The organism is Psychromonas sp., from assembly GCF_983033635.1.
Map to the genome: position 1 here is coordinate 1 of NZ_CEZLMY010000088.1, position 14499 is coordinate 14499.

The window sequence follows — 14499 nt, forward strand, 5'->3', positions numbered from 1 at the left end:
GTTTTATGGCGGAGAGCTTGATAAAAACACGCTAAATATATTGGGATTAACAGAAAATTGTATATAAACCCGTGTTAGCGGCGAACATGGCGCCGCACTCGTATAAATTGCTTGCTGCTTAATTCCTGGCAAATATATTAAGAAAAAAGCAACTCGGCGTAAGGCGAAATACCTGCAATTTTTGTTCACCAACCTACGCCATGATTTAATGCGAGCCCTGCCGCCCACTTTTTCGCATTTTGCTCGTTTGTATTTATTCACAGTGTGAACTATAAAATAATTACGTATTAAACAATTTAATTCGCTGTAAGGAGATCCTATGCAATATTTCAACCACGTGATTTGTTTATTTATCTTATCCATTTTTGTCAATCAAGCAAATGCAGAAGCGAATTGGTGGGAGAAAGGACTCGATATTTTTACTGAGCAAGAGGCAACGGAAGAGGTAACAACTAAGGGTAAAACCCCTAGTAATATTGATATAAACGGAGCATTTAAAGAAGCGTTGCGGATAGGCTCGGAAAATGTCGTTAGCCAGTTAGGTGCAACTGATGGCTTTAATGCAGACAGCGCAATACATATACCGTTACCCGATGAGTTAAAAATGGTAAAAGAAATGTTATCAAGTGTGGGCATGGAAAGTCTGGTTGATGATCTTGAGCTTAAACTTAACCGTGCGGCTGAAGCTGCAACGCCTCAGGCAAAAACTCTTTTTTTAGAAGCTATCACGGCGATGACCTTTGAGGATGTTAAGGCTATTTATGATGGCCCAGAGGATTCTGCAACGCAATATTTTAAGGCTAAAATGTCTAAACCTTTAAGTGATCAAATGGGGCCGGTTGTACAAGATAGTCTATCTCAAGTCGGGGCCGTGCAAGCCTATGACAAGGTCATGGGGGAATACGATGAGTTACCTTTTGTACCTGATGTAAAAGCAAATTTAACCGCACATGTAGTAGAAAAGGGGATAAATGGTATTTTTTATTACCTTGCAAAAGAAGAGGCTGCTATTCGACAGGATCCTGTCAAACAAACCACGAATTTGCTAAAGCAAGTATTTGGGCAATAGTAAGCGGCAATTCTTTTTTATATATAGCTAAGTAGACTGGGGATATTGTTTATCAACGAGAGCGTGGATACCCAGTGCCCTTTTAACCCGATAAGGCTCGATATAGCAAAAGGAATTGAAAAACGGTCTTGAATCGCTTTATTAGTGTATTCAAAGACCGTTTTAACTGTTTACCAAATTAGATCATCTGGAATTGCAAACTCGGCATACGGATCATCTTCTTCAATGTCTGATATTTCTACTTTTTCATGTAAAGCAACCAATACTGACGGATCAATTTCAGTTAGTTTTGCTGCTGCTTCTTTATTGATTAAATAAAATTCGTCATTTAATACACAAATAGCCAATAAGCCGATGCTTAGCCCCTGTTGGGTTTTCTCATTAATCGCGATACGTTTTACTTTGTTATCATAAGTAAAATGGTAATCAAGCTCACCTTGATATGCTTTTTCACAGTGTTGAGCGATCATCTGAATAAGTTTTCCATGTGCAGAGCGCGCATCTAACTCAGCTTGAGCTTGTCGGTTTTTTTCCAAGTCTTGCTGTCTTTGAATCTCTTTTTGATCATTAATAGCTGTTTGAACATCTGATACTTCAACTGTGCCTTTTTTCTTTTTCTGTTTTGCTTTACGGCGTTTTTCAGTTTGTGCTTGTTTTGCTTTTTGTTTATTGATCAGTCCAGATTTCATTAACTGGTCTTGTAGAGAGGCCATTACACTACCTTATTTGTATATAAAAATATGCGGGCATTTTAGCGAGTAAAGGCAAGTGAAGGCAATTTAATTTAACTTTGATTTAATTCAAATTATATTTGTTACAAATAATCGACAAACTGTTAAAGAAGAGTAAACTTTTAGTAAAGCAAATAGGGAGCTAGGGCTATATGGATAATTTACAGGATTTACAGGATTTAAAGGTTTCGCATTTTATGACGGGAAAAGGAATCTCTTTTAAAAAAGAGATGACTATTGAAACTGCCGTTGAAAAATTACTTAAAAGTAAATACATCGGCGGACCGGTGGTTGATGAAGTCGGCCGTGTTATTGGTTGGCTTTCAGAGCAGGATTGTTTAGCTAAAATGATTGAAGCAAGTTATTACTGTGAGTTGGTCGCATTAGTTGAAGATATCATGGTCACGACAGGTCTTACTGTTAAACCTGATATGAGTATTGTTGATTTAGCACAACAGATGTTAAATTCAAAACCCAAAATCTATCCTGTTGTAGATGAAAATAATATGTTTATCGGTTTAATTACCCGTAAGGGAGTATTAGCGGCAATGAATAAACAATTAGAATCCTGTTAGTTTTTACTTTATAAACAGAATCCAATAAAATGGCTAAAGCAACAGGTTTTAGCCATTTGTGTGCTTTACAATAACCTCCTGACGATCCCAGCAACCCCGGTCGATTTTTTTATCCCTGCATTTCTTTAATTCAGTAATAAACTGCTCACGAGAGACCTCCTGAACCCCGATACTCTGAAGATGTGCTGTCTGCATTTGACAGTCAATGAGTTCGCCTTGAAAGCGGTGCAGATGCTGGTTTAAAGCGATAAATGCCACCTTGGAGCTGTTGCTTACTTCACTAAACATCGACTCACCGCAAAAAAGCGTTCCGATACAAATACCATATAATCCGCCTACTAATTTCTGTTCTTGCCAGATCTCAACCGAATGGGCAAAACCGAGTTGATGCAGTTTAATATAAGCAGCAATCATGGAATCGGTTATCCAGGTTTCAGCCTGATACTCTCTTGGTTTCGCACATCTGTTTATGACCTGTGCAAATGCACTATTGATGGTGACGGTAAACTTATTGCTTTTAAGCAATCTTTTCATGCTTCTGCTGATATGGCAAAAGTTTGCTTTAATGGTGGCGCGTTTGCCGGGACTCCACCATAAAATAGGTTCACCATCACTAAACCATGGAAATATCCCATTTTTATAGGCATTTATTATACGCTGCGGGCTGAGATCTCCGCCCATTGCCAATAGACCGTCAGGCTCCTTTAATGCTCTGTTTACATCGGGGAAGAGGGTGTTGTTATCAGTAAGTTCTGGAATGTAAATGGTCATCTGCTACCGCGTTTATAAGGCATAAAAAAGCCAGTGTAAACACTGGCATATTTAGGGTAACTAACTGCTAATACAAGTTAATGTTAATTTAGTGTTTAGTTACAACGATCATCAACATGATCAAAATGCAGATCAACTTCACCTGTATATAACTGGCGCGGACGACCAATACGTTGTCCCGGTTGATCCAGCATCTCTTTCCAATGAGATACCCAACCAACTGTACGTGCAATAGCAAAGATAACGGTAAACATTGATTTTGGAATACCCATTGCCTTAAGAATGATACCCGAGTAAAAATCTACATTTGGGTAAAGCTTCTTCTCAATAAAGTATGGATCTTCAAGAGCAATTCGCTCTAGCTCCATTGCTACGTCAAGTAGCGGATCATCGATTTTCAGATCGTTTAATACTTCATGACAGGTTTTACGCATCACTGTTGCGCGTGGGTCATGACTTTTATAAACACGATGGCCAAAGCCCATTAAACGGAATGGATCATCTTTATCTTTTGCTTTAGTGATGAACTCTGGGATGCGATCCACCGAGCCAATCTCTTCAAGCATATTCAGACATGCTTCGTTTGCACCGCCATGAGCGGGTCCCCATAAAGAAGCGATACCCGATGCTATACATGCAAATGGGTTCGCGCCTGAAGAGCCGGCTAAACGTACGGTCGAAGTTGAGGCATTTTGTTCATGGTCAGCATGCAGTATAAATATTTTATCCATCGCACGTTCAAGTACAGGATTTACTTTGTACTCTTCACACGGCACGGCAAACATCATTTTCAAGAAGTTACCTGCATATGAAAGGCGGTTATCCGGGTAGACAAAAGGCTGCCCATGTGCGTATTTGTAACTCATAGCTGCCAGTGTCGGCATTTTAGAAATAAGGCGGTAAGCTGCAATCTCACGATGTTTTTCATTAGTAATATCAAGCGAGTCATGATAGAACGCAGATAGTGCGCCAACAACACCAACCATAATTGCCATCGGATGTGAATCACGACGGAAACCTGAATAAAGTTTTGCTAACTGCTCATGAATCATAGTGTGGTGTAATACCACACTATGGAATTTATCAAACTCTTCCTTATCTGGTAACTGACCATTTAACAGTAAGTAACAGACTTCAAGGTAATCTGATTTTTCAGCAAGTTGAGCTATCGGGTAGCCGCGGTGTTGAAGAATACCTTTCTCGCCATCAATATAAGTAATGGCTGATTCACATGAAGCTGTTGCAAGGAATCCTGGATCATAGGTAAAGTAGCCTGTCTTTCCTAAGCTGCTAATATCAATCACATCATTACCAGCGGTTCCTTTAAGGATTGGTAGCTCGATAGCTTCCTGCCCCGGTAAGTGAAGTATTGCTTTTTGGTCCGTCATTTGATGCTCCCCTGCTTTTTAAAAATTTGCGTGAATTTCACTACATCTATTTTTACAGGCTAAATTTGGCCTTGTCAATTTTAACATCCCTAGTTTGAGATCTGAAAAATTGACTCTTTGAAATTTGTTTTAAAAATAACCAGTAATGTTATCTAAGATATTGATAATAGTTCGAATTAATTGATATTTATGGTTAATGTAAATCTGCAATATCTATCACAAAATTGCTTTTTATTGCCTTTGTATTACAAAAAAACAGTATTTCACAGTTACAAAGTATTAACATTGTGCTAACAATGGTATTTATATTGTATATATTAAGTAATCCTGCTTATTCGTTAATAAAAAGAGACAAATTGTGCGTAAAGAGAGACCTAAAAATCTGGATCTAGCGACGGTTAAGTTCCCTATAACTGCAACTGCCTCAATCTTACATCGTATATCGGGGATAATTGTATTTATCGCATTAGCCCTGTTTCTAATACTTCTAAACTGCTCGTTAACTTCTGAGCAGGATTTTCTTAAAGTTGCCAGTTATTTTGATCATCTGCTGATTAATCTTGTTATCTGGGGAAGCCTGACAGCACTTGCTTACCATGCTGTTTTTGGTATTCGTCATATGATTCAAGATCTTGGTTTTTGGGAAGAGATGGAAAGTGCTGCATTGAGTGCTAAATTTGCTTTTCTATTAACAGCTGTATTATCTATTTTAGCGGGGATTTTACTATGGTAAAGGTTGCTGGCACTTTCGGTCGAAGCGGTGTTCATGATTATATTTTATTACGTGCAAGCGCGATTATACTGCTTGCATATTTTCTTTACCTTGTTGGTTTTATCAGCTCTGCAGATATCTCTTATACAGTTTGGATCGGGTTTTTTTCGTTAACGTTAACAAAAGTGTTTACATTATTTGCACTGATTGCGATCTTGGTCCATGCATGGATAGGTATCTGGCAAGTTTTAACTGATTATGTAAAAAATACATTATTACGTGGTTTTTTACAGTTTTCATTAACATCTGTTGCATTTATATATGTTCTTTTTGGTTTTGTAATTTTGTGGGGTATTTAACGTGACGCTTCCTATTCGAGAATTTGATGCGATTGTAATTGGTGCTGGTGGTGCAGGTATGCGCGCGGCACTTTCTATTTCGCAAGAAGGTAAAAGTTGTGCGCTGATTAGTAAAGTTTTTCCAACGCGCTCCCACACAGTGTCAGCGCAAGGCGGTATAACCGTTGCGCTTGGTAACGCCCATCCGGATGATTGGCAATGGCATATGTACGATACAGTTAAAGGTTCGGATTACATTGGTGATCAAGATGCCATTGAATATATGTGTAAAACAGGTCCTGAGGTGGTACGGGAATTAGAAAATATGGGCTTGCCATTTTCTCGTTTTGAAGATGGCAGTGTTTATCAACGCCCGTTTGGTGGGCAATCTAAAGAATTTGGTGGGGAGCAGGCCTCTCGCACCGCAGCTGCCGCTGACCGTACGGGGCATGCTTTATTACATACGCTTTATCAGCAAAACATTAAAAACAAAACCACGATATTCTCTGAGTGGTATGCACTCGATTTAGTAAAAAATGATGATGGTGATGTGGTTGGTTGTACTGCCATTGATATCGAAAGTGGTGAAGTGGTGTTTTTTAAAGCACAAGCAACGGTGCTGGCAACAGGTGGTTCAGGTCGTATTTATGCGTCAACAACCAATGCACATATTAATACTGGTGATGGTGTGGGTATGGCGCTTCGAGCTGGTGTACCCGTACAAGATATGGAAATGTGGCAGTTCCACCCGACCGGCATAGCTGGCGCAGGTGTATTAGTGACCGAAGGTTGTCGTGGTGAAGGTGGTTATCTTCTCAATAAAGACGGTGAACGTTTTATGGAACGTTATGCGCCTAATGCCAAAGATTTAGCGGGTCGTGATGTGGTTGCGCGTTCAATTATGATCGAAATTCGTGAGGGCCGCGGTTGTGAAGGACCATGGGGGACACATATTAAACTTAAACTGGATCACCTGGGCGCAGAAGTTTTAGAGTCTCGTCTTCCTGGTATCTGTGAACTGTCTCGTACTTTTGCCCATGTTGATCCTGTTAAAGAGCCGATTCCAATTATTCCAACATGTCATTATATGATGGGGGGCGTTCCGACAACCGTAAATGGGCAAGTATTAAAGCTTGATGAACAGGGTAAAGACGTTGAAGTGAAAGGGCTGTTTGCAGTTGGTGAAATCGCCAGTGTATCTGTCCATGGTGCCAACCGTTTAGGTGGCAACTCGCTGCTGGATTTGGTGGTATTTGGTCGTGCAGCAGGCAAACATTTAGGTAAAGTATTAACAGAAGAAAACAGCTTAAAAGAAGCAAGTCAAGAAAACATTGCAGCTGCGCTTGAGCGTTTCAATCGTTGGGAAAAAGGTGATGGCAGTGAATGCCCGACGCAAATCCGTAAAGATTTACAAGATTGTATGCAGCGTAACTTCTCCGTATTTAGAGAAGGAGAGGCGATGGCAGAAGGTTTAGCTGAACTCAAAGTACTGCGCAAGCGTCTGCTAAATGCCAAACTGGATGATAAGAGCCTTGAATTTAATACTAACCGTATTGAATGTTTAGAGCTTGATAATTTGATGGAAACGGCGTTTTCAACAGCAATGGCGGCAAATTTTAGAACAGAAAGTCGTGGCGCGCACAGTCGATTCGACTATCCTGAACGTGATGATGCAAACTGGCTGCACCACAGCATTTTTAATCCTGAAACGACAAGTATGTGTAAACGTGATGTCAATATGGCACCTGTGCTACGTGAAGCTTTTCCACCTAAAGCACGTGTTTATTAAGAAGGTTAGTTGTTATGAATGTTACATTTTCTGTTTATCGTTATAACCCTGATGTTGATAATGCACCCTATATGCAAGATTTCAGATTAGATGTACCTGAAGGCTCAGATATGATGGTATTAGATGCTTTAATTTTATTAAAAGAGCAGGATGCTAGTTTGTCATTTCGTCGTTCATGTCGAGAGGGGGTATGTGGATCGGATGGTTTAAATATTAATGGTAAAAATGGACTTGCGTGCATTACACCGTTATCAGATTTATTAGCTAAAGGTAAAATAGTTATCCGGCCACTACCTGGTTTGCCCGTGGTACGTGATCTAGTTATCGATATGACACAATTTTATACTCAGTATGAAAAAATCAAGCCATATTTAATTAACGATGATAGTCAGCCTCCTGCTGGTGAATTTAAACAATCACCAGAGCAGCGTGAAAAACTAGATGGTTTATACGAGTGTATCTTATGCGCATGTTGTTCAACCTCTTGTCCATCGTTCTGGTGGAATCCTGATAAGTTTATCGGGCCTGCGGGGTTATTAGCCGCATATCGATTTCTTATTGATAGTCGTGATAGTGCGACAGAAGCACGTTTATCTGATTTAGATGATGCATTTAGTGTTTTTCGTTGTCATGGGATTATGAACTGTGTCAGCGTTTGTCCTAAAGGACTAAACCCGACCAAAGCAATTGGTAAAATTAAATCGATGTTATTACAGCGTGCGATTTAGTTGCAGATAAAAGAATATTAAGGAATTTTAATGCCAATTAATGTTATGGAAACATGGTTAGCCTCATCACATCTTTCCGGGGCAAACTCTACCTATATTGAAGCTCTTTATGAGTCATATTTAGAAGATCCTCTTGCTGTTGATGCCAATTGGCGCGCAGTTTTTGATGAATTACCTAAAGTTAATGAGTTACCGGAAGAAGCACACTCAGTTATTCGTGAGCAGATAAAAGCTGCGGCCAAAAAACCAAAATGTTTAACCCCACCGCAAGGCGCCGTGCACAATGACGCCAAACAAGTTAAAGTTTTACAGTTAATTGGTTCATATCGCAACCGTGGTCATGAAGTGGCAACACTTGATCCGCTTGCTTTGAGCAAACATGAGACCATTAAAGATTTAGATCCCTTCTATCATGATTTAGAAGGCTCTGATCTTGATGCGAGTTTTAATGTCGGCTCATATGCAGCATCTAATGAAACTATGATATTACGTGATCTTGTTACATCACTAAAAAGGACTTATTGTGGCTCAATTGGTGCTGAGTATATGCACATCACCAATACTGAAGAGAAACGTTGGTTACAGAATCGTATCGAGTCATGTGAAAGCAGTCCTTCATTTAGTGAACAAGCAAAAAACCGTTTTCTAGAAGAGTTAACGGCTGCCGAAGGTCTAGAACGTTATATTGGTGCAAAATTCCCCGGGGCAAAACGTTTTTCTTTAGAAGGTGGCGACTCTTTTGTTCCTATGCTTAAAGAGTTAATTCGTCGTGCGGGTGAGCAGGGGGCTCAAGAAGTTGTGCTAGGTATGGCGCATCGTGGTCGGCTTAATGTGCTGGTGAATGTACTCGGAAAAAAACCCAATCTTTTGTTTGATGAATTTGCGGGTAAACATGGTGAAGTTAATGGCTCAAGTGATGTTAAATATCACCAGGGTTTTAGTAGTGACTTTAAAACCCCCAAAGGCAATGTTCACCTTTCGTTAGCATTTAACCCATCACATTTAGAGATTGTGAATCCTGTTGTTTTAGGTTCGGTGCGTGCGCGTCAAGAGCGTTTACAGAGCATTGGTGAAAGTGTGCTGCCGATTACCGTTCATGGTGATTCTGCAATTGCTGGACAAGGTATTGTGCAGGAGACTTTTAATATGTCACAAGCGCGTGCTTTTAAAGTAAGTGGCACAATCCGGATTGTTATCAATAACCAAATTGGTTTTACAACCTCAAACCCTGAAGATACACGTTCAACACGTTACTGTACCGATATTGCCAAAATGGTGCAGGCCCCGATCCTCCATGTTAATGCAGATGATCCTGAAGCTGTTATTTTAGCAACACAAATAGCGCTTGATTTCCGCAATACTTTTAAACGCGATGTGGTTATCGATTTAGTTTGTTATCGCCGCCATGGTCATAATGAAGCCGATGAACCAAGTGCAACGCAACCTTTAATGTATCAAAAAATTAAAAAACACTCTACACCGCGAGAAATTTACGTAGAGCAACTTGAAAGTGAAGGTGTAATAGAAAAAGGTTATGGTAAACAGTTAGTTGAAGAGTACCGAGAAGCTCTGGATAACGGTGAATGTGTGGTTAAAGAGTGGCAAGCAATGCAGCGCCATTCTGTCGATTGGTCTCCTTATCTTAAGCATGATTGGTATGCGCCATACGAAGCAGAGTTTTCTAAAGAGCGTTTAGTTGAGTTAGCTGAGTCGATTAGTCAATACCCCGATTCACAACAGCAGCACTCGCGTGTTAGAAAGATTTATGCTGATCGTCAATTAATGGCGCGCGGTGAAAAACTTTGTGATTGGGGATTTGCTGAAAATCTGGCCTATGCGACTTTGCTTGACTGTAAATATAATATTCGTTTGGTAGGGCAGGATTCCGGTCGTGGCACCTTCTTTCATCGTCATGCTGTTTTGCATGAGCAAAAAGAGGGACAACGTTATATTCCACTTAAAAACATTTCCGATCAGCAAGGTCATTTTGATGTTTATGATTCTGTTTTATCTGAAGCGGCCGTTTTAGCATTCGAATATGGTTATTCAACAGCTGCGCCAAAAGGCTTATGTATTTGGGAAGCTCAGTTTGGTGATTTCGCCAATGGTGCACAAGTCGTTTTTGATCAGTTTTTATCTTCTGGTGAACAGAAGTGGGGACGCATGTGTGGTTTAACTGTGATGTTGCCGCATGGTTATGAGGGCCAAGGTCCAGAGCATTCATCGGCACGTTTAGAACGTTATTTACAGCTTTGTGCTGAACATAATATGCAAGTTTGTGTTCCATCAACACCAGCACAGGTTTACCATATGTTACGCCGTCAGGTGGTTCGCTCTATGCGCCGTCCATTAATTGTAATGTCACCTAAATCACTGCTTCGTCATCCTTTAGCGGTTTCAAGCTTAGATGAACTTGCATCCGGGACATTCCAAAATGCGATAGCTGAAATTGATGAGTTAGATGCAAAAGCTGTGGATCGCGTTGTTTTATGCAGTGGAAAAGTTTATTACGAATTATTAGAAATACGTCGTAATAAGGTGCTCAACAATGTTGCTATTATTCGCATCGAGCAGTTATATCCATTCCCTACTGATGAAGTGAATGATATTTTTGCCGATTATGCACATGTTAAAGATTTTATTTGGTGTCAAGAAGAGCCGCAAAACCAAGGTGCTTGGTATTGTAGCCAGCATCATTTCAGAACAGTATTACCTGAAGGTGCAAAATTACATTATGCAGGTCGAGATGCATCGGCATCCACTGCTGTTGGTTATATGTCGTTACATTTAAAACAGCAGAAAATATTGGTAAATGAAGCACTTGGTCTTGAAGAGTCTGAATTATAAAAAAGAATCAAAAACAGCCTGATTTTAGTTTTAAAAATATTACACTAGGAAGCGTTAATTATGATTGAGATATTAGTTCCAGAACTTCCAGAGTCTGTGGCAGATGCAAGCGTTGCAGTCTGGCATAAACAAGCTGGTGACTTTGTTGAACGAGATGAAGTGCTTGTTGAAATCGAAACCGATAAAGTAGTTTTAGAGGTGCCAGCAACGGCATCGGGTATATTGCAGGAGATTATTGAAGATCAAGGAGCGACAGTACTTTCTAAGCAATTATTGGGCAAATTAAAAGAGGGGGCAGCCCCTGAAAAAGCGCCTGAAATAGAAGTTGAAGCAGCAGCTGGCGTTGCCGATGCCAGTCCTTCGGTGCGCCGTTTAATGCTTGAAGAGGGGATTGATGCACGAGATCTTAAAGGCTCAGGAAAAGGTGGTGTTATTACCCGTGCTGATGTTGAAAAATATCGCGAAGTGAAGAATAAGGATGCCACTGCACCGCAGGTTGATATCGTCGCCGCGGTTGTTGCACGTAGTGATAAACGCGTGCCAATGACACGCCTGCGTAAACGTGTTGCCGAGCGTTTATTAGAAGCGAAAAACTCAACTGCAATGTTGACAACATTTAATGAAGTGAATATGAAACCAATTATGGATCTTCGTAAACAATATCAAGATGCATTTGAGAAAAAACACGGTATTCGTTTAGGTTTTATGTCGTTTTACATTAAAGCGGTGACTGAAGCATTAAAACGCTTTCCGGAAGTGAATGCAGCCATTGATGGTGATGATATTGTTTACCATAATTTTTTCGATATCAGCATTGCAGTTTCAACGCCTCGAGGTTTAGTTACTCCTGTGTTGCGCGATACAGATACATTAAGTGTTGCGGAAATAGAAAAAGGTATAAAAGCGTTAGCAATTAAGGGGCGAGATGGTAAATTAACGGTTGATGAAATGATGGGCGGTAACTTTACGGTCACCAATGGTGGGATATTCGGCTCATTATTATCAACCCCGATCATCAATCCACCACAAGCGGCTATCTTAGGGATGCACAAAATTCAAGACAGGCCAATGGCTGTTGATGGTAAAGTTGAAATTTTACCAATGATGTATCTGGCACTTTCTTACGATCATCGTTTAGTTGATGGAAAAGAATCAGTGAGTTTCTTGGTAACAATTAAAGAATTACTTGAAGATCCAACACGTCTGCTTTTGGATATTTAAGAATTTGCTGTTAATTTAAACAAAACTGTCTTATTAACAACAAGCTAAGTAGAAATGTGATCTTGCTTCGACAATCGCGACCTATATAATGAGGTCATTAGTTTAACCTAAATAATGGAAAAGAATCATGAATTTGCATGAATATCAGGCAAAGCAGCTGTTCACAGAATATGGTCTTCCTGTTCCTCAAGGAATTGCATGTGACACTGCAGAGGAAGCTGTAAACGCGGCATCACAGTTAGGTGGTAATAAATGGGTTGTAAAATGTCAGGTACATGCGGGCGGTCGTGGTAAAGCTGGTGGGGTTGAATTAGCTAAATCAAAAGAGGTGATTCGCAATTTTGCGCACAAGTGGTTAGGTAAAAATCTAATTACTTACCAAACAGATGCCAGTGGACAACCCGTTAATAAACTATTGGTTGAAAGCTGTTCAGACATTGCTAATGAGCTTTACTTAGGAGCTGTTGTTGACCGAGCATCACAACGTGTTGTTTTTATGGCATCAACTGAAGGTGGCGTTGAAATTGAGAAAGTTGCGGCAGAAACACCAGAGCTTATCCATAAGGCGATGATTGATCCTCTGGTCGGTCCTCAAGCATATCAAGGTCGCGAACTTGCATTTAAACTTGGTTTACAAAGTAAGCAGATTAAACAGTTTACCGATATCTTCTTAGGTCTTGCAAAACTTTTCCATGATAAAGATTTAGCACTATTGGAAATCAACCCGTTAGTGGTAACAACTGACAACGATCTGATTTGCCTTGATGGTAAAATTAACATTGATTCAAATGCAATGTACCGTCAAAAAGAGCTCCGTGAAATGCACGATCTTTCACAAGAAGATGAGCGTGAAGTACATGCATCACAATGGGAACTTAACTATGTAGCTCTTGATGGTAACATAGGCTGTATGGTTAACGGCGCAGGCCTGGCAATGGGAACCATGGATATCGTGCAGTTAAAGGGTGGTAAACCTGCTAACTTCCTGGATGTTGGTGGCGGTGCAACAAAAGAGCGTGTAACGGAAGCATTTAAAATAATTCTTTCAGACGAAAAAGTTGAAGCCGTGCTGGTTAATATCTTCGGTGGCATCGTGCGATGTGATCTTATTGCTGATGGTGTTATCGGCGCAGTTGAAGAGGTTGGTGTATCTGTGCCTGTTATCGTTCGTTTAGAAGGTAATAACGCAGATCTAGGTCGTCAAAAACTTGCTGATTCAGGCCTGAATATTATTGCGGCAACTTCGCTTAGCGATGCTGCAGAACAAGCAGTTAAAGCAGTAGGAGCTGGCAAATAATGAGTATTTTAATTAATAAAGACACAAAAGTAATTTGCCAGGGTTTTACCGGTGGTCAAGGTACTTTCCACAGCGAACAATCGATTGATTACGGCACGCAAATGGTCGGTGGTGTATCTCCTGGTAAAGGAGGGCAAATGCATCTTGGTTTACCTGTTTTTAATACCGTACGAGAAGCTGTTGAAACAACTGGTGCAACGGCAAGTGTGATTTATGTGCCGGCACCATTTTGCAAAGATGCTATCTTAGAAGCTATTGATGCGGGCATTAAATTAATTGTTACTATCACAGAGGGCATACCAACATTGGATATGCTTGAAGTGAAAGTGAAATTAGATCAGTCTGGTGTTGTTATGATTGGCCCTAACTGTCCAGGTGTTATTACGCCAGATGAATGTAAGATTGGTATTATGCCCGGTCATATTCATCAAAAAGGTAAAGTGGGTATTGTTTCTCGCTCTGGTACATTAACCTATGAAGCAGTAAAACAAACTACTGATGAAGGTTTTGGCCAATCAACTTGTGTGGGTATCGGTGGCGATCCAATCCCGGGCACAAGTTTTGTTGATGTCTTAGCGCTTTTCCAAGCAGATCCAGAAACTGAAGCAATTGTAATGATTGGCGAAATTGGCGGTACAGCTGAAGAGGAAGCTGCTGCGTTTATTAAAGCCAATGTAACTAAACCTGTAGTTTCTTATATTGCGGGTGTGACAGCGCCTGCTGGTAAACGTATGGGACATGCCGGTGCTATTATTGCAGGCGGTAAAGGTACGGCAGCAGATAAATTTAGAGCACTTGAAGATGCGGGTGTAAAAACCACTAAATCGCTTGCTGAAATCGGTAAAGCATTACGTGAAGTCACTGGTTGGTAATAACGACTGACTAAGACTTTCCGCTAGTATAAAGACCTCGTTAGTTAACGGGGTCTTTTTGTTTGTGTTGATAAATAAGTGTTTCCCAGCATGGGGCTGTCATCTTCCGGTGCTATTATTGCAGGCGGTAAAGGTACGGCAGCAGATAAATTTAGAGCACT

Annotated in this window: 13 protein-coding genes; 10 read left to right on the forward strand and 3 right to left on the reverse strand. The window is 40.4% G+C overall.

Features of this window, described 5'->3' with window-relative positions:
* Positions 1–319: 319 nt before the first annotated feature.
* On the forward strand, positions 320–1069 hold the full coding sequence (locus AC4GME_RS11880; protein ID WP_490379439.1) for a DUF4197 domain-containing protein: 750 nt from the start codon (positions 320–322) through the stop codon (positions 1067–1069).
* Positions 1070–1239: 170 nt separating this feature from the next.
* On the opposite strand, the gene AC4GME_RS11885 is transcribed toward AC4GME_RS11880, so the two are convergent.
* A complete protein-coding gene (locus AC4GME_RS11885; protein ID WP_490379440.1) occupies positions 1240–1782 on the reverse strand; it encodes a DUF2058 domain-containing protein in 543 nt (180 codons plus the stop codon).
* Between the two features lie 170 nt (positions 1783–1952).
* Between AC4GME_RS11885 and AC4GME_RS11890 the strand changes: the two genes are divergently transcribed.
* Positions 1953–2375: a CBS domain-containing protein gene (locus AC4GME_RS11890; protein ID WP_490376842.1), complete on the forward strand. Its 423-nt coding sequence runs from the start codon at positions 1953–1955 to the stop codon at positions 2373–2375.
* Positions 2376–2423: 48 nt separating this feature from the next.
* Here AC4GME_RS11890 and aat read toward each other — a convergent pair whose 3' ends face one another.
* A complete protein-coding gene (aat, locus tag AC4GME_RS11895; protein WP_490376843.1) occupies positions 2424–3146 on the reverse strand; it encodes a leucyl/phenylalanyl-tRNA--protein transferase in 723 nt (240 codons plus the stop codon).
* Positions 3147–3241: 95 nt separating this feature from the next.
* Complete coding sequence (locus tag AC4GME_RS11900; RefSeq protein WP_490379441.1) at positions 3242–4534, reverse strand: citrate synthase; 1293 nt, start codon at positions 4532–4534, stop codon at positions 3242–3244.
* Between the two features lie 358 nt (positions 4535–4892).
* Here AC4GME_RS11900 and sdhC point away from each other — a divergent pair, with 358 nt between their 5' ends.
* The 8 genes from sdhC to sucD all read left to right on the forward strand — a co-directional run bounded on the left by sdhC (position 4893) and on the right by sucD (position 14338).
* The gene (gene sdhC, locus AC4GME_RS11905; RefSeq protein WP_490376845.1) at positions 4893–5267 is read left to right on the forward strand and encodes a succinate dehydrogenase, cytochrome b556 subunit; all 375 of its coding nucleotides are present in this window, start codon (positions 4893–4895) and stop codon (positions 5265–5267) included.
* Entirely contained in the window at positions 5261–5605 is a 345-nt protein-coding gene (gene sdhD, locus AC4GME_RS11910; RefSeq protein WP_490376846.1) for a succinate dehydrogenase, hydrophobic membrane anchor protein, read from the forward strand. Before sdhC ends, sdhD begins: the two co-directional genes overlap by 7 nt.
* 1 nt (position 5606) lies before the next feature.
* Positions 5607–7373 carry a succinate dehydrogenase flavoprotein subunit gene (gene sdhA / locus AC4GME_RS11915; RefSeq protein ID WP_490379442.1) on the forward strand — a complete coding sequence of 589 codons (1767 nt, stop codon included), beginning with the start codon at positions 5607–5609 and terminating at the stop codon, positions 7371–7373.
* 14 nt (positions 7374–7387) lie between these two features.
* A complete protein-coding gene (locus AC4GME_RS11920; protein WP_490376848.1) occupies positions 7388–8101 on the forward strand; it encodes a succinate dehydrogenase iron-sulfur subunit in 714 nt (237 codons plus the stop codon).
* Between the two features lie 30 nt (positions 8102–8131).
* Entirely contained in the window at positions 8132–10948 is a 2817-nt protein-coding gene (gene sucA / locus AC4GME_RS11925; RefSeq protein WP_490376849.1) for a 2-oxoglutarate dehydrogenase E1 component, read from the forward strand.
* Positions 10949–11008: 60 nt separating this feature from the next.
* Positions 11009–12169, forward strand: a complete 1161-nt coding sequence (gene odhB, locus AC4GME_RS11930) for a 2-oxoglutarate dehydrogenase complex dihydrolipoyllysine-residue succinyltransferase (RefSeq protein ID WP_490376850.1) — start codon at positions 11009–11011, stop codon at positions 12167–12169.
* A 127-nt stretch (positions 12170–12296) separates the two neighbouring features.
* Entirely contained in the window at positions 12297–13466 is a 1170-nt protein-coding gene (sucC, locus tag AC4GME_RS11935) for an ADP-forming succinate--CoA ligase subunit beta (RefSeq protein WP_490376851.1), read from the forward strand.
* Positions 13466–14338 (forward strand): succinate--CoA ligase subunit alpha, encoded by an 873-nt coding sequence (sucD, locus tag AC4GME_RS11940; RefSeq protein WP_490379443.1) that lies wholly within the window; start codon positions 13466–13468, stop codon positions 14336–14338. Before sucC ends, sucD begins: the two co-directional genes overlap by 1 nt.
* Positions 14339–14499: the final 161 nt, after the last annotated feature.